The organism is Sporosarcina sp. FSL W7-1349 (assembly GCF_038003045.1).
Taxonomy (GTDB): domain Bacteria; phylum Bacillota; class Bacilli; order Bacillales_A; family Planococcaceae; genus Sporosarcina.
This window is the reverse complement of sequence record NZ_JBBOOK010000002.1, coordinates 468286-484786: the sequence shown is the minus strand read 5'-3', so window position 1 is coordinate 484786 and position 16501 is coordinate 468286. Positions and strand designations below refer to the sequence as shown.

The following is a 16501-nucleotide window of genomic DNA, read 5'->3' as shown; positions in this document are numbered from 1 at the left end:
GGTTAATCCGCCAGTGTCTTTCATCAAAAGGGGGAATCGATTTGGGGAAATTCGGGAGTGTTGTGTATGTTGTTGTAGTCATGGCATTTCTGTTGCCATTTGTTCTGATTGGCGGACTGTATATCTTCTTCATGGGTATGAAATTCCTGCTGCCGTTGATCGTAGTTTCCTATCTCATCATCGGGACGTTGATGGTCATGAGTTTTTTCCCGGTGACCCGTCACAAGAAGCTTATAAACCGTATCATGCTGGCTGCGATGGTACTGGCAGCCGCTATTGCTGTACCGGGAATTTACCATAAAACCCGGCCGGTCATCCAAGACGGATATGTTTCTACATACGATTATGCGCCTTTTCAAGAAGGTACAAAAGCAGTCTCACTCGATCAACCAGCGACACTGAAACTGGCAGAAAATCTTCCAATCTTAGACGGGGCGACTGCCTTGTATCCGGTCTACTCCGCTTTCGCGCAGGCAGTCTACCCTGAAAAGGAGTATGACCAATACAACAGCGAGGTGATGTCGAACCGGACCGGAAAAGCTTATGACAATCTACTCAATGGTCGGGCGGACATCATCTTTGTCCTCAGTCCTTCCGAGGCGCAGTTGGCAAAAGCCGAGCGGATGGGCAAAGAGTTGAAGCTAACTCCGATCGGACAGGAGGCGTTCGTCTTTTTCGTCAATGCAAGAAATCCGGTACAAGGTTTGACGACGGATGAATTGAAAGGGATTTATTCTGGGAAGATCACGAACTGGAAAGAAGTCGGCGGGAAGAAGAAATCGATCCGCGCTTTTCAACGGCCGGAAGATAGCGGAAGTCAGACTGCCCTGCAACATTTTATGGGGGATGTTCCGATCATGGATCCGCCGGTGGAAGACATCGCATCGTTGATGGGCACAATCATCGATCAGGTATCTGACTATAAAAACTACAATAATGCCATCGGGTTTACGTTCCGCTATTATTCCACGCAAATGGTGAAAAACAATGCCATCCGGTTGCTGCAAGTGGATGGGGTGGATCCGAATGTCGACACAATCCGGTCGGGAGATTATCCGTTGACCAATGAATTTTACGCAGTGACGGCAGGAAGTGATAACCCACATATCGAACCTTTCCTAGAGTGGATTGTATCGGCGCAAGGACAGGAAATTGTAGAAAAGACTGGATATGTGCCGATTTCCGAATAGGGGGAAGCGAGATGACTGTGTTGGAATTATTGGGAATCAAACATCCGATCATCCAAGCGCCGATGGCCGGGGTGACGACACCTGAATTTGTGGCAGCATCCGCGGAAGCGGGGGTGCTTGGTTCGATCGGAGCCGGGTATTTATCAGCGGAGCAGACACGGGATGTCATTCGCCAGGTGAAGATGCGGACGGATCGGCCGATTGCAGTAAATCTATTCGTGCCGGAGACAGTCGAAGTAGGAGAGACCGGCTTACAGGAAGCTTATGAAGCGTTGCGGCCAATCGGCGAGAAATTGGGGATGGCTTCGTGGGAGATCCCGATGTCGAAGTCTGAATTCGACGCGCAGATCCAAGTCCTGCTCGAAGAAGGGGTAGCAATTGCTTCATTCACTTTCGGGCTGCCCGATGACGCGGCGGTTCGGAAGTTGAAGGAGGGCGGACTGGTGCTCATCGGGACGGCGACAACCGTGGAAGAGGCGATACTAGCCGAGCGGGCGGGAATGGATGCGGTCGTGGCGCAAGGCAAGGAGGCGGGAGGACACCGGGGTTCATTCGACGGGGAACTGCAATTCATCCCGTTGGACGAGCTGCTTCCAGAAGTCGTGGAAGCTGTCCAGATTCCCGTTATCGCGGCGGGCGGCATTGGGAATAAAGGACAAATGGACCGGGCGCTGCGACAGGGTGCGCAAGCGGTGCAAATTGGGACTGCCCTGCTGGCGGCAGAAGAAAGCGGGGCTCATCTGCTCTATAAAGAAGCAGTGTTGAACGCCGAGGAAGGAAGCACCGTGTTGACAAAGGCGTTCACTGGCAAGACGGCGCGCGGTATTCGCAACGAATTCATTGAGCGAATGGAAGACGCTGTTATCGCCCCGTATCCTTACCAGAACGACTTGACAAAAGCGATCCGGGCGGAAGCGGCGAAGCAAGGGAAGCCGGAATGGATGTCATTATGGGCGGGGGAGAGCGTGGAAACGAGTACAGACGGAACCGTACGGGAAATCATTGAACGCTTTTTATAAGGAAAAGTGCCTCGGCGAGACGGGAAACCGTGAGCGTTGAGGCATTTTTTTGATTTCGATAGGGTTTCCAACCAAATAGGGCAGATGTACAACGAACGGGACCGGGTGTCCAATCAATTGCCCGAGATGCCCAACGAACCAGCCAGCCTTCCCACATTATCTGAAAATATAGATACCGGCACCCGCGATAATGCAGTATACTTTATTCAATATGATATCTGTGGGAAAGGGGGATTGCCATGCTGGATTTGCTGGTCATCATGCTGGAGCGCGTCGGGATGATTGTGGCGGTCGCTTTCATCCTGACCCGTTTGGAGTTTTTTAAAAATATGGTGCATCAGGATACGCTCAATCGGAAACAGGAAATGAACGCCATCCTCTTTTTTGGTTTCTTCGGAGTGATCGGCACGTATTTTGGGGTCGCATTCAACACGGATACTTTGCATTTCAATAGTGTGGCGCTCGAACTGGCGGCGGATGAGGCGATCGCCAATTCCCGTGTCATCGGGGTCGTTGTCGCCGGATTGCTCGGCGGCTATAAGATGGGAGTGGGTGCCGGATTGATCGCCGGATTGCACCGGATGTCGCTCGGTGGATTCACGGCCATCTCCTGCGGTTTGTCGACGATCATTTCTGGCTACATCGCGAGCGCATTCTATAGAAAAGGGAGACATGTAAAGCCGCTTGCCGCGTTCGGCATCGGAGCCATGGCGGAAGCGGTCCAGATGGGCCTCATCTTAATTATCTCAAAGCCGTTCGACAAGGCGCTGACATTGGTTCAGACGATCGGCATCCCGATGATCCTTGCGAACGGAATCGGCGCGGCGATTTTTCTCGCCATCGTTTACAATGTCATCAGCGATCAGGAGAAGACGACTGCCCTGCAAGCGCAGAAGACGCTGCGCATCGCCGACCAGACCCTCGGCCATTTGCGCCAGGGCATGAATCATGCCACCGCTCTCGCTGTTTGCAATATCTTGTACCGGGAATTGAAACCGAGCGCCGTCGCCATGACGAACAAAACTGAAATCCTTGCTCACGTCGGCGAAGCGAGCGATCATCATCAGGCGAGCAGTGCCATCCAGACCGATGTTACGAAAGAGGTTGTGCGGGAGGGCCGGCTTGTCGTTGTGAATGAAGACGCCATCCATTGCATCCGGGACGACTGTCCGCTCGGGGCGGCAGTCATTGCGCCACTGGAACAAGGCGGGAAGACGATTGGCACATTGAAGCTCTATTATCCATCCGAGAAAGCGATCACCGACGTCACGGTCGAACTTATCTCAGGGCTTAGCTCCTTGCTGAGCAATCAACTCGAAATCGCCGAAGCGAACCGGCTGCAACAACTGGCGAAAGATGCGGAAATCAAAATGTTGCAAGCCCAGATCAGTCCCCACTTCCTGTTCAATTCGATGAATATCATCGTGTCGTTGATCCGGACCGATCCGGACCAAGCCCGCAAACTGCTAACCTCGCTGTCCTATTTCCTCCGTCAGAACTTGGAGGGGACGACGGCGGAAAAGGTGACTCTGGAACAGGAACTCTTGCATGTCGAGGCGTACCTGAAAATCGAAGAGGCGCGCTTCGTCGATAAACTGACGATCTGCTACGATGTGGACAAACGGATCCTCGGCGAAATGATCCCGCCGCTTACGCTCCAGCCGATCGTGGAGAATGCCATCAAGCATGGCATTCGGGACATGGAAAAAGGAAGCGTCGTGAAAATTTTGATGCGGAAACTGAAAGACGGTATCGAAATCGCTGTGCAGGACAACGGCCGGGGAATCCCTTCCGAACGGCTAGTTGAACTGGGGGCCCATCAAATCTCTTCAGCCACTGGTACAGGAGTCGGCTTGTTCAATGTCAACCGCAGACTCGTCATGACGTTCGGAGAGCAGGCGGCCCTGCAAATCCGCAGCGATAGCACAAGAGGGACGAATGTGTTCTTTACCATTCCGAAAAGGGAGGTGGCCAGCTGATGCGTGCCATTCGGACGTTGATAGTCGATGATGAACGCTATGCACGGGAGGAGTTGACCTTCCTGCTCGGCAATTTCCCTTCCATTCAAGTCGTGGGAGAGGCCGATTCGGGGGAAGCGGCAATCATGAAGACATTGCAGTTGCAGCCCGATGTCGTATTCCTCGATGTGGAAATGCCGAAGATGGGGGGCATGGAAGCGGCCAAGTCCCTTCTTGAATTGAAAAAGGTGCCGCTCATCGTGTTCGCGACCGCCTATCCGCAATTTGCAGCGGAAGCGTTCCGCATCAATGCGGTCGATTATTTATTGAAACCGTATGATGAAGATCAGTTGAAACAGACGATTGGAAGGATTGAGAAATTATTAGAAACACCCCAAACGCCGGGCGACGTGGCAAGCCATATCGGGAAGCTGGCGGTTGAGATGGACGGCGAGATCGACTACATCCTCATCCGGGACATACTTTATATGTACAGGGATGAGAAGGTGACGAAGATCATTACTTCGCGGCGGGATTATGAAGTTCGTACTTCATTGAAAGAGTTGGAGAGCCGGCTTGCTTCCTTTCCTTTCTTCCGCATCCATAAGAGCTATTTGGTCAACTTGAATCATGTCAGCCGCTTGACGCCTTGGTTTAACGGAGCCTACCAGTTGGAAGTGGAAGGACGGCAGGAAAAGCTGTCCGTCAGCCGAAATTACGTCAAGGACTTGCGTCAGCGGTTGGAGCTATGAACCTCTCTGCATGTCAGTCTATCTTGGCAGCATAATAATCCGGTATTCCTACATGTTGCGACGGAATCGGTCTTTTCGTTGCCTTCCTCTTTTATAATAAATGAAAGCGTTGTCATTTATTGAGAAAAGGGGGAGCATTCATGTATACATTTCTATTTGGCATCGTCTTGCTAATTGTCGGGTACTTCACGTATGGCAAATTCATAGAGAAGATGTTCGGCGTGAAAGAGCAACGGGCTACTCCGGCTTATACGAGCGGGGACGGCGTCGACTATGTGCCGATGAGCACGACAAAAAACTCGTTGATCCAGCTGTTGAACATCGCAGGGGTCGGTCCGATTTTCGGTCCGATCATGGGGGCGCTCTATGGCCCGATCGCGTTTATCTGGATCGTCATTGGCGCCATCTTCGCCGGAGCGGTGCATGATTATTTGACAGGCATGATTTCCATCCGCAACCGCGGCGCACATTTGCCGGAGCTAGCGGGCAAATTCCTTGGTAAATTCATGAAGCACGTCGTAAACGCATTTGCTATCCTGTTGCTAGTCCTGGTGGGGACAGTATTCGTTTCGGCACCGGCAGGTCTCTTATATAATTTGATGAACGGCTGGGCGGCGATGGGCATTATCGTAGCGGCCATCTTCATTTATTACATTCTGGCAACCTTGCTGCCGATCGATAAGATCATTGGCCGGTTCTACCCAATCTTCGGTGCATTGCTCATTATCAGTGCAGTAGGTGTCGGCGGCGGGATGGTCCTGACAGGCGCCAATATCCCGGAATTGACGCTGGCGAACCTGCATCCGGATAAACTGCCGATCTTCCCGCTTCTGTTCTTGACGATTTCCTGTGGGGCGCTGTCCGGCTTCCATGCAACCCAATCGCCAATCATTTCACGGACGACGCAGAAAGAGGGCCAAGGACGGAAGATTTTCTACGGCATGATGATTGCGGAAGCGATCATCGCCATGATCTGGGCAGCAGCAGGCATGAGCCTTTTCAACGGTCCAGTCGGGTTGAATGAACTTCTAGCTGCAGGCGGTCCTGCCATGATCGTCAGTGAAGCTTCCACAATGATGCTTGGTGCTGTCGGCGGAACATTGGCGATCCTCGGGGTCATCATCCTGCCGATCACTTCCGGCGATACCGCATTCCGAAGCGCACGCATGATCATTGCGGACTACTTCAAAGTATCTCAAGTCAAACTGGTCAGCCGTCTATGGATCGCATTGCCAATGTTCGTCATCTCTATCGTCTTGACTCGCATTGATTTCGACATCCTGTGGCGCTATTTCTCTTGGGCGAACCAGTCGACCGCGGTCATAGCACTGTTCGTCGGGGCGATGTATCTCTTCATTGCCGGCAAGAACTATTGGGTCGCCCTCATACCCGGGACATTCATGCTCATGGCGACCACGACATATATACTGAACGCAAAGATCGGATTCAACTTGCCGATGGGCGTCGCTTACATCGGAGCGACCGTCATCTCGATAGCTCTCGTGGCCATCTTCTTCGTCGCCGCCAACAAAGCGCGCGCCGAACAGATTCCGCTGGAGGAAGACGTATCGAATTGGAAAGGTATGACTACGGTCTGAGTGAAGAAAAGCTATCCCTTTGGTCGAGGGATAGCTTTTTTAATGGGATGGTGGGGGCGGATATCCGTCCAGTTCACAAGTTTATCCGTCAATTTTTTGGGGGAATCCATCAAGTTCACAAATTTATTCGTCAGATACGCTAGCATATCCATCACTTTTCATAGTTTATTCCCGAATCAGGACCTCCGTCCCAGTATGGGCATCATCATGATATAATGGACGCTTAAAGAATAGATTGGATAAAAAAGGGCGGGGGATGAAGAAGTGGGGGCTTCCATTGAAAGCTTTTTTAGGAAAAAAGTGCGGAGAGATCCGAAAATACATAATGCGTTATTGCTGGTGTATTCCGAAAGGCAGGGCATTGATGTGCAGCTGTCGGAAGGCAATGTGGATCATCATCCCCGTCAGCCGTATTATATCGCCAGCGTCAGCAAGCTGATCACCGCCGTTTTGGTCGGGATGCTGGCGGAACGTGGCACGATTCGTTTTGACGACCCGATTTCCAAGTATATTGACCCTGCATTGATGAGGGATCTCCATGTCTATAAAGGGACCGATTACTCCGGAGACATCCGGGTGAAGCATCTGTTAAACCATACGTCAGGTCTGCAGGATTTCGTCGAAGAGCGGCCGAAACAGGGAAAGTCGATGATAGATATTTTACTAGAGGAGCCTTCCCGGCAATGGACGCCGCGCGGGGTGGTTGAGTGGGCCAAACAGCATTTGACGCCGCATTTTCCGCCGGGCGAGGGGTTCCATTACTCGGATACGGGCTATCATCTGCTCGGCCTGGCCGTTGAAAAGGCGACGGGGCAGCCGCTCGGGGATGTATTGCGGAAGATGATCTTCCAACCGCTCGGAATGACCCATTCCTATCTCGCCTTCTCGGACGCTGTCGTGGAAACGGAGCTGCCGGTGGCCCGTTTATATTTGCAGAACGGGGATATGACTGATCGGACCAGCTTAAGTTTCCTGTACGCGGGAGGGGGCATCGTCTCGACAACGCAGGATCAGCTCCTTTTCATGAAAGCGTTGGTCCATCATCAACTGGTGAATGAAAAGACGCTTGCCATGATCAAAAGCGATTGGTCGAAGTTCTTTATCGGCATCGAGTACGGCTATGGGGTGATGAACATCAAAACTGTCCCGTTTGTCATGCCTGCGAAATATAACGTCTGGGGCAACGCAGGATCGACAGGTTCCTTCCTGTTCTATCATCCGCGGATGGACGCCTACGTGATCGGAAGCTTCAACCATTTCCGCTATGATAAAAAAGGAATCCGCTTCATGCTGCAGGTAGTCGATCATTTGTTGAAAGGGGAAAAACGGAAAACGTCATTGTGAGAGGCTTTCGCTTTTACACGGTAATCCGGTCATTCACCCAGCCGTCGATGAAGTCTTTCAAAGACGACGCAACCCAAGTGCGGCTGTCGTCCTCGTGATTCCAGACGAAAATATCATCCCGCTGGATCTGCCCATTCAAAATAGAATAACCGAACAGGTCGCCCGCTCCACTGTCCGAGAAAAACAGAAGATGGTCGAAAGGCATGTAGAGATCCTTGTAATCTGCAAAATTCCGGAAGAACAGATTCTCCTCTACTATTTTATCCGCAGGCCAGATGAGCGGACAGTTGAATTCGTCGAAGACACCGTCCGTTTCATTTAGCAAGGTTAGCAGATCTGGAGGAAGAAATACATGAAGCTCCTGGTGGACCCTTGCGATAGAAGCATGATCAGCGGGTTCTGTGAAGTGATATCCGTTTGCGATGCTTCGTATATATGATTTCCACATTAGATGTTCCGACCTTTCCTTGTTTTTTTATTCAGCCGAAGAGCTAGGATCAGCAGGATGACGCCAAGCAGTGCGGTAAAGAACGGGTAAAGAAATGGGAAGAACAAGCTCGGAAACCCTTGGAGGATGTCCGAATGAAACCCCATCGCCATCAACCCGGTGTTCGAGAAGTTCACCAGTTTCACACCTAACGGGTTGCGGTGGCGTTCCTCATATGTCAAGGTCTCTTCGGTTGTCTTGTCCTCCTGGATCGTGAGGATTTTCCACTTCCGTTGTTCCATTTCATTGTCGTCTGTAAGCCTCTGGATGATTTTGACCTGATCCACTCCCGTTAGTCGATCATGGACCTTCACGACGTCGAGCCAGGAAAAATAGCGGCTGCCCCGCTGCCGGTTGGAAAGCCAAATCGGATCCGCGGTGGAGGCTTCTTTGTTATTTATGAACCAATGGATATTTACAATATCGCCAGGCGGAACCTTTTCCTCCCGATCCCACGGTGTCAAAGGCGCTTGGTTGCCGGTTTCCTCCTCCTCGATCCGGATGGTCTGCCCATCGATATCCAGTTGTTGGGTGTCTATAATGTCCTCGAAACCAAATTCATCGATATAGGCATGATGGAGCGAATACCGCATTTTCACGATCCAGTCGATCCACCCTTCCCGCAGAATGACAAACAACGGGCCGAAGGAAACAGCGAGGAGCAGCACAGCTGCGGCTAGCAAGAACGTTGGTCGCTTCATTGATATTTCCTGGCCACGAGAAACTCGACGAACGGCAACGTGCACATGGCAAGCGCCAGAATGATCAGAAGAAAGATATTGGAAGAACCATAGATCCATTGTTCAGTGGCCACCGCAAGCAGGATGGCGACAAGCAAGATAAAATAGCTGATTTTTGCACTTTTTTCAGTAATCCGCTGACCAAGCTCCTCTTCTTGCAAGATCCCGTCCTTCTCCTCTTTCGTTCCCCATGTTATTGCTGAAAAGTACATCATTAACAGGATGCTGATTGACCCGATTTCATTGAACCCGATTTCCTTCCCGGCTGCTAATTTATAAATCGTGAAAATGATGACGCCAAGCGTCGCCAATCCGATCAGGGTGGCACCGATTTTTCGTGAACTCATTCCGATCCCTTCCTTTCATCCAAAAATAATTCATCCACCCGAACTCCCAATATACGAGCCAGATCGAATGCCAACTGCAGACTCGGGTCATATTTATCGTTTTCGATCGCATTGATCGTCTGCCGGCTCACATCACACAAGTCCGCCAGCTTCCCTTGCGACAGCCCTCGTTGTTCCCGGTATGTTTTTATGAGATTTTTCACGCATCATACTCCTCTTGGTGTTAAACATCTTTTACACCCCTAAGTATAAGTGGTATGGTTGTAGGTGTCAAATATGTTTTACACTTAGAAGTTTTGGGGGATGTCAAATAGACAGCCGGGCTAGTCTGAGGTATGGGTCATGCTGATTACCAAGTGACCGCCTGGGTGATGATATTTTTATATAAATCGCTGTTGACCCTCACGTTACGTGATAGCTCATAATGGAAATCAGAAAGGAGGTAGGGGCTATGAAAGTGAAGGAAGTATCGTCGTTGACTGGAGTAAGCGTGCGGACGCTACATCACTACGACGAAATCGGACTGCTCGTGCCCGATGGGGTGACTGAAGCGGGATACCGGTTGTATTCGGACGATAACTTGGCGACGCTGCAGCAAATTCTATTCTTCCGGGAACTCGGTTTCCCGCTGAGGAAAATCAAGGAGCTGCTTGAAAGTCCATCCTTCGACCGGCAGGAAGCGTTCGAACTGCAGCGCGACATGTTGATTGCCAAACGAAACAAATTGGACGTAATGATTGACACAATCGAAAAGACCATCCGACATGAGAAAGGGGAAAGAACGATGACGAATGAGGAAAAATTTAAAGGATTTGATTTCAGCCATAACCCATATGAACAAGAGGCAAGGGAACGATGGGGGGACCAGGCCGTTGATGAGTCCAATAAAAAGATCGGCCAATTCGGTCCAGAACTGCAAGAGGAGATGAACCGCATCTATTTTAAGTTGGCCGATCTGCGCCATCTCCCTCCGGCATCTGCAGAAGCACAGGAAGCAATCGGTGAGTGGTATGTTTTTTTGAATAAAATGGGTTCCTATTCCTTGGAGGCATTCAAAGGGTTGGGGGAGATGTATGTGGCGGATGAGCGGTTTACCAAGAATATTGATCAGTTCGGGAAGGGATTGGCGGAGTGGATGCGAGATGCGATGGGCGTGTATGGGGGAGAATCGAAAAACAGGAGTAAGGGGTGAGATAGGGGTAGCTAATCACTTAACAGTCTATAAGTATGATTAAGCATTTAAAGGTATTGATTTTTTAGTGCGAACCTAAAGCGATCATGAAATTATCGGGAGATTCGCACCTGGAAAAATTGAGAATAAAGTATTTTATGGATATAATTGGTGATGAAGAAATGTAGGTAAGAACAAAATTGCTTAATTTCCAACGTTAATTTGTTGAATTTCACTTTTTACACGTCTTTTTCGCTGTCGCACTCCTTGCGAGTGCGTGGATTGAAATGTAAATATGGGCTGACCGCCTGCGTCACTGGCTCGTCGCACTCCTTGCGAGTGCGTGGATTGAAATAGGCTCTTCTGTTATTACGCCTTCGAAGACTGATGTCGCACTCCTTGCGAGTGCGTGGATTGAAATCTGTGTTGTTGGCTAATAAATATTTAAACACATCAGTCGCACTCCTTGCGAGTGCGTGGATTGAAATTCGACTGTCACGAGAATACAACTTTCCAAAATTGCGTCGCACTCCTTGCGAGTGCGTGGATTGAAATTCGACTGTCACGAGAATACAACTTTCCAAAATTGCGTCGCACTCCTTGCGAGTGCGTGGATTGAAATAAGAATGAAGTTCTTTACATTTATGATAAGGAGAATGTCGCACTCCTTGCGAGTGCGTGGATTGAAATAATATACTCATAAAACACGTCAATCGGCATTGCTTCGTCGCACTCCTTGCGAGTGCGTGGATTGAAATAATGTCGGCATGATTCGCAAGGCGTTTTTGGAGAGTCGCACTCCTTGCGAGTGCGTGGATTGAAATTCGTTAGAAGCTCCTGATAGAACAATTGAGCGGGGTCGCACTCCTTGCGAGTGCGTGGATTGAAATCACCCTTCGAGTTTGGTAGGAATGTGCATATTCTGTCGCACTCCTTGCGAGTGCGTGGATTGAAATCACAGTCGCTACACTTTAAATAGTGAACATCACTAGTCGCACTCCTTGCGAGTGCGTGGATTGAAATCATTTGACTCACATTTGTTTATGATTACTTTATAGTCGCACTCCTTGCGAGTGCGTGGATTGAAATAAATTTAAATTGGATGAATAAGGAGGCGTGTTTATGTCGCACTCCTTGCGAGTGCGTGGATTGAAATTAATGCTTGACGGTATCCAAATTCAAGACCAAATGTCGCACTCCTTGCGAGTGCGTGGATTGAAATTTAAAGGCCTTATTTTTGATTCGCTCTTTACGTGGTCGCACTCCTTGCGAGTGCGTGGATTGAAATTCTTCAATCTGCAAACGAATTGGTTCAAGAATTTCGTCGCACTCCTTGCGAGTGCGTGGATTGAAATGGTGGTGATCGATGCCGATAGCGTCCCGGGTGCCAGGTCGCACTCCTTGCGAGTGCGTGGATTGAAATCAACGGGCACTCAATCGGATCGTAATCGTAAAAAGTCGCACTCCTTGCGAGTGCGTGGATTGAAATCGCCGTCGTGATCTCGTGATGGCAATCGGCACAACGTCGCACTCCTTGCGAGTGCGTGGATTGAAATACCAATTGGCGCTATAATTCCACCAATCAAAACAGGTCGCACTCCTTGCGAGTGCGTGGATTGAAATCCTTCAGTCGAAAGAATTGGAAAAGGAAAAACTGGTCGCACTCCTTGCGAGTGCGTGGATTGAAATCGTATTTATAGCGACGACTACGGATGCGAACTCGAGTCGCACTCCTTGCGAGTGCGTGGATTGAAATCCCAGAAATACGGCAGGTCGGCCGGTGCCGAGCGAGTCGCACTCCTTGCGAGTGCGTGGATTGAAATCATCATGCTAATCAGCATTGGGATAATTAGGGCTCCAGTCGCACTCCTTGCGAGTGCGTGGATTGAAATTCCGTCGATCAATTTGTCTGTGACAGGATTTTCTGGTCGCACTCCTTGCGAGTGCGTGGATTGAAATCACAGGAGCAATATGCACCCGCCCCGGCACCCTGCCAGTCGCACTCCTTGCGAGTGCGTGGATTGAAATTTTAGAAAACCTAAAACCAGATATATCTAAAGACGTCGCACTCCTTGCGAGTGCGTGGATTGAAATATCTAAGTATGATTCCAGATTGAATTATTATCGTGCGTCGCACTCCTTGCGAGTGCGTGGATTGAAATACCTGCATTTCGAGGTACACGCGGGGCGTTGGAACAGTCGCACTCCTTGCGAGTGCGTGGATTGAAATGTCCTACTGCAATTGACCAAGCTTTTATCGATGCGTCGCACTCCTTGCGAGTGCGTGGATTGAAATTTTAACAAACACACCATTGACCATTTTGCCTTTGGTCGCACTCCTTGCGAGTGCGTGGATTGAAATAATACTGTCACCTCCCCACGTCTCGACGAATCGCAGGTCGCACTCCTTGCGAGTGCGTGGATTGAAATTCTGATACATAAGCAGAAAAAGCGCCCACAAGGAGGTCGCACTCCTTGCGAGTGCGTGGATTGAAATCCCGCAAATGCTTTCTCCCGGATATGGTCCTGGTATGTCGCACTCCTTGCGAGTGCGTGGATTGAAATCTACGCTTCCACAGGCTTTTAAAAGGATGGTGAGTCGCACTCCTTGCGAGTGCGTAGATTGAAATCGTAACGGGACTTGATACTCAACCACTTCGGAAGCGTTGCCATTCCTTGCGAGTGCAATCAAAATGATCACCCAATAGTATCGTTTAGTCGCCACATTCCGTGTGAGTGTACAAAGGGAAAACTTTTAATAATTTGTGTTTGTGTTATAATTCTGTTGTCGTACTCGGATAAGTACGTGGATTGAAAATAAGTTTTATTCAATAAAAATAGGGGATTGCCAAAAAAAGTCGGTAAAATTCGATTTTGGCAATCTCCTTTTTTATTTATAATAGTTTGACAACTTCCAATTGTATAGTTATATTTATCAATAAATATATGGATTAATTATTTAATAAAACTTAGAAAGGAGAAATTTTGTGCTTAAAAAAAGATCAAGAAGGACGTTTCCTCCCGAATTCAAAAAACAAATTATCCAACTCTATGAAGCTGGAAAACCTAGAACTGAGATAATGCAGGAGTATAATTTATCGGCTTCTTTGTTTAGTAAATGGGTGAAACAATATCAAACCCTTGGATGCCATAGGGAGAAGGAATGGGAAAAACCTATAGAAGCTGAGCTGGTCAGGTTACGTTTTGAAACTCAACACTTAAAGTGGCAAAATGACATCCTAAAATTAGCAATACAAATTATGGGGCGGTGAGCAAAGTTCAATGAGGGGGGACTTGTTATTTATTATTGAAACTACATACTCTAGGGAAAATAGATTAGGTTTATAAGATGAACCCAAAAATAGTATATTTAGATTACTTTTGCCAGCTAATATGGTAGAATATTGGTATGATATTACTGGAGATGGTGTAGCTATGATTGCCCATATGAGGAAGACGGATCATAAAATTCAAGCAGTACAAGATCATTTGACATCAGTTGCATCGCTTGCAGAAAAATATGGGGAAAAAGCAGGGTTTGCATCGATGGCTGCTCTTTCTGGTTTTTTACATGACATGGGTAAAAACACGAATGCTTTTAGTGTTTATATTGAAAATGCAGTGAAAGAAACTGATCAACCCTTGGAAAGGATTGATCATTCGACGGCAGGTGCGAAATATCTGTACGAAACCTACTATGTTGGCAAGCCGCAAAATCATGCTGAGGTTATTAATAACCTGGTTGTAGAAGTCATTGGCATGGTTATACTATCCCATCATTCGGGCTTACAAAACTTTATACAAACGGACGGTAGCCAATCTGATTTTTTTAGAAGAGTATGCAGAAAAGATTTGCCTTACTATGAAGAAGTGTGTGCTGAGTTCCTCAAAATTCCGGGAAATAGAGAGAAGGTCGATAAATTATATCATGACTCATTGGAAGAAATGAAAGCGTTTTCTACTGGTGTTCAACAGATTATGCAAAACTATCGGACAAAGGGAAATGGAACTGTACAGGATATTTCCCCGTTTGTTTTTAATAGCTTGGCAATGAAATATATTTTTAGCTGTCTAATCGATGCGGATCGAACAGATTCTCGACGATTTGATGAAGGGGATACATTACCTGTGCATACATCAAATCAAGCATTCTTTATAGAGAGCTATAAGCACTTGACTAATCAATTAGAAGAGTGGGAAACAGGTCCAAAGGCATCAAAACCTATTAACAGACTGCGGGCAGAAATGTCAAAACGATGTGATGATCTTGCAGAAGAACCATCCTTTATTTATCAATTATCCATTCCGACAGGCGGGGGGAAAACATTTGCAAGTTTACGATATGCCCTGCAACACGCCAAATCAAGCCTAAAGCCAAAAGACCGGATTATTTATGTAGTTCCCTATACCACAATTTTGGAGCAGAATGCTGATGCGGTTAGGGGAATCATAAAGAATAAAGAAATGGTATTGGAACATCATGCAAACGTAATTGATGATGTCGCTGGTGAGGACGAGCCCGACTATTATCGGCAATTGGCAAAGAAGAAAATGCAGCTTGCTCGGGACAATTGGGATTACCCAATTATTTTTACGACAATGGTTCAGTTTCTAGATACTTTCTATGCCAAGGGGACACGCAAAGCCCGAAGACTACATAATCTCACAAATGCAGTCATTATCTTTGATGAAGTGCAGTCCGTGCCTGTTAAACATATTCCTTTGTTTAACAGCGCAGTGAACTTCCTTCACCATTTCGGCAATAGCAGCATTTTACTCTGCACTGCGACGCAACCGACACTTGCGAAGACAAAGTATCCGATCCTTATGGGAGAAGACGCGGAAATGGTGAGAAATCTGCCAGACGTCGTGAAGGCCTTCGAGCGAGTGTCTATTGAAAATAAGGTGGAGACTGAGGGGTGGACAGCTGAAAAGATTAGCCGTTTTGCGATAAATGAGTTGGAGGATAAGCAATCATTGCTTATCATTTTGAATACAAAAAAAGCGGTTTTAAATGTATACCAGCAACTAAAAAATACAACTGATATTCCTGTTTACCATTTAAGCACATCGATGTGTCCCCAGCATAGAAAGGATATTTTAAAAGAAGTGAATGACAAGCTTAACTCACCCGAGGAGCGAGTGATTTGTGTTAGTACTCAATTGATTGAGGCTGGGGTGGATATCAGCTTCGAATGTGTCATTCGGTCGCTAGCGGGCTTGGATTCCATCGCGCAGGCGGCTGGCCGATGTAATCGGCACGCTGAAAGGGAAAAAGGAATCGTCTATATAATTCATGCTAAAGATGAGGAGCTATCCAGATTGCCCGAGATTGCCCTCGGTCAAAAGGTGATGGAGGAAGATATCCTTAGCCGCGAGGAGTTTGCTAAAGATTTGCTGAGTCCGGCCGCTATTCAAACTTACTTTGCCTTTTATTTGAAAAAAGCGGAACGGGAAGTTCAAATGACGGATTCGTTACTGAATGTTGAACTCGTTGAATTACTGGAACGCAGTCCCAAATACTTAGCAGCAATGTCGCAAGAAAGCCCTAAAACATTAATGGGTTCAATGTTCAAAACGTTGGAATCGCATTTTGAGGTGATCGAAGCTCCGACAACTGCGATTTTGGTACCTTATGGTGAGGGAGAAGATTTGATTGGCAAATTAAATGAAGATATAGATGACTATGACAAGCTCAATGAATATCTGAAAAAGGCTCAACAATATTGTGTGAATGTCTATCGCCATACACTTCAGCAGTTGGCGTCGGATGGATTGATTGTATCCCTCTATAATGACTCGATCTATGCCCTGAAAGACGGTGGCTATCATGATGAGTATGGGTTGGAGACGGAGGGAGAAGGGAAGTTAGGTCAATTAATTTTTTAATGGGGG

The 16501-nt window shown here is 48.0% G+C and carries 13 protein-coding genes and 1 CRISPR repeat array; of the genes, 9 read left to right on the top strand and 4 right to left on the bottom strand.

All coding sequences use genetic code 11. The annotated features are described in order from the left end of the window. Nucleotides 1-41 precede the first annotated feature (41 nt). The 6 genes from MKY41_RS16280 (at nt 42) to MKY41_RS16255 (ending at nt 7861) form a co-directional block, all read left to right on the top strand. Entirely contained in the window at nt 42-1190 is a 1149-nt protein-coding gene (locus tag MKY41_RS16280; RefSeq protein WP_340746095.1) for a PstS family phosphate ABC transporter substrate-binding protein, read from the top strand. Between the two features lie 11 nt (nt 1191-1201). After that, a complete protein-coding gene (locus MKY41_RS16275) occupies nt 1202-2209 on the top strand; it encodes an NAD(P)H-dependent flavin oxidoreductase (protein ID WP_340746094.1) in 1008 nt (335 codons plus the stop codon). A gap of 239 nt (nt 2210-2448) precedes the next feature. Continuing rightward, nucleotides 2449-4188 (top strand): sensor histidine kinase, encoded by a 1740-nt coding sequence (locus MKY41_RS16270; protein ID WP_340746093.1) that lies wholly within the window; start codon nt 2449-2451, stop codon nt 4186-4188. Further along, nucleotides 4188-4919, top strand: coding sequence for a LytR/AlgR family response regulator transcription factor (locus MKY41_RS16265; protein ID WP_445683346.1), 732 nt, complete (start codon nt 4188-4190; stop codon nt 4917-4919). Before MKY41_RS16270 ends, MKY41_RS16265 begins: the two co-directional genes overlap by 1 nt. A 140-nt stretch (nt 4920-5059) precedes the next feature. Beyond that, on the top strand, nt 5060-6517 hold the full coding sequence (locus tag MKY41_RS16260) for a carbon starvation CstA family protein (protein ID WP_340746092.1): 1458 nt from the start codon (nt 5060-5062) through the stop codon (nt 6515-6517). 264 nt (nt 6518-6781) lie between these two features. Continuing rightward, nucleotides 6782-7861, top strand: a complete 1080-nt coding sequence (locus MKY41_RS16255; RefSeq protein WP_340746091.1) for a serine hydrolase domain-containing protein — start codon at nt 6782-6784, stop codon at nt 7859-7861. Between the two features lie 13 nt (nt 7862-7874). On the opposite strand, the gene MKY41_RS16250 is transcribed toward MKY41_RS16255, so the two are convergent. Genes MKY41_RS16250 through MKY41_RS16235 form a run of 4 tightly spaced genes read right to left on the bottom strand, consistent with a single transcriptional unit; the run spans nt 7875 to nt 9638 of the window. After that, the gene (locus tag MKY41_RS16250; RefSeq protein WP_340746090.1) at nt 7875-8309 is read right to left on the bottom strand and encodes an SMI1/KNR4 family protein; all 435 of its coding nucleotides are present in this window, start codon (nt 8307-8309) and stop codon (nt 7875-7877) included. Then, entirely contained in the window at nt 8309-9049 is a 741-nt protein-coding gene (locus tag MKY41_RS16245; RefSeq protein ID WP_340746089.1) for a hypothetical protein, read from the bottom strand. Before MKY41_RS16245 ends, MKY41_RS16250 begins: the two co-directional genes overlap by 1 nt. Beyond that, on the bottom strand, nt 9046-9435 hold the full coding sequence (locus MKY41_RS16240; protein WP_340746088.1) for a hypothetical protein: 390 nt from the start codon (nt 9433-9435) through the stop codon (nt 9046-9048). The genes MKY41_RS16245 and MKY41_RS16240 overlap by 4 nt, the downstream gene beginning before the upstream one ends. Further along, entirely contained in the window at nt 9432-9638 is a 207-nt protein-coding gene (locus MKY41_RS16235) for a helix-turn-helix transcriptional regulator (RefSeq protein ID WP_340746087.1), read from the bottom strand. The genes MKY41_RS16240 and MKY41_RS16235 overlap by 4 nt, the downstream gene beginning before the upstream one ends. A 248-nt stretch (nt 9639-9886) precedes the next feature. On the opposite strand from MKY41_RS16235, the gene MKY41_RS16230 reads away from it, so the two are divergent. The 3 genes from MKY41_RS16230 to cas3 all read left to right on the top strand — a co-directional run bounded on the left by MKY41_RS16230 (nt 9887) and on the right by cas3 (nt 16495). Then, nucleotides 9887-10627 (top strand): MerR family transcriptional regulator, encoded by a 741-nt coding sequence (locus tag MKY41_RS16230; protein ID WP_340746086.1) that lies wholly within the window; start codon nt 9887-9889, stop codon nt 10625-10627. Nucleotides 10628-10863: 236 nt separating this feature from the next. Continuing rightward, nucleotides 10864-13236: direct repeats of the CRISPR family, unit length 32 nt; unit sequence GTCGCACTCCTTGCGAGTGCGTGGATTGAAAT. A gap of 357 nt (nt 13237-13593) precedes the next feature. Further along, nucleotides 13594-13878, top strand: coding sequence for a transposase (locus MKY41_RS16225; RefSeq protein WP_340746085.1), 285 nt, complete (start codon nt 13594-13596; stop codon nt 13876-13878). Between the two features lie 163 nt (nt 13879-14041). After that, a complete protein-coding gene (gene cas3 / locus MKY41_RS16220; protein WP_340746084.1) occupies nt 14042-16495 on the top strand; it encodes a CRISPR-associated helicase Cas3' in 2454 nt (817 codons plus the stop codon). Nucleotides 16496-16501 lie beyond the last annotated feature (6 nt).

Coding starts and splice junctions, on each gene's coding strand:
- MKY41_RS16275 (WP_340746094.1), top strand. CDS start 1,202: ATGACTGTGTTGGAATTATTGGGAATCAAACATCCGATCATCCAAGCG.
- MKY41_RS16270 (WP_340746093.1), top strand. CDS start 2,449: ATGCTGGATTTGCTGGTCATCATGCTGGAGCGCGTCGGGATGATTGTG.
- MKY41_RS16265 (WP_445683346.1), top strand. CDS start 4,188: ATGCGTGCCATTCGGACGTTGATAGTCGATGATGAACGCTATGCACGG.
- MKY41_RS16260 (WP_340746092.1), top strand. CDS start 5,060: ATGTATACATTTCTATTTGGCATCGTCTTGCTAATTGTCGGGTACTTC.
- MKY41_RS16250 (WP_340746090.1), bottom strand. CDS start 8,309: ATGTGGAAATCATATATACGAAGCATCGCAAACGGATATCACTTCACA.
- MKY41_RS16245 (WP_340746089.1), bottom strand. CDS start 9,049: ATGAAGCGACCAACGTTCTTGCTAGCCGCAGCTGTGCTGCTCCTCGCT.
- MKY41_RS16240 (WP_340746088.1), bottom strand. CDS start 9,435: ATGAGTTCACGAAAAATCGGTGCCACCCTGATCGGATTGGCGACGCTT.
- MKY41_RS16230 (WP_340746086.1), top strand. CDS start 9,887: ATGAAAGTGAAGGAAGTATCGTCGTTGACTGGAGTAAGCGTGCGGACG.
- cas3 (WP_340746084.1), top strand. CDS start 14,042: ATGATTGCCCATATGAGGAAGACGGATCATAAAATTCAAGCAGTACAA.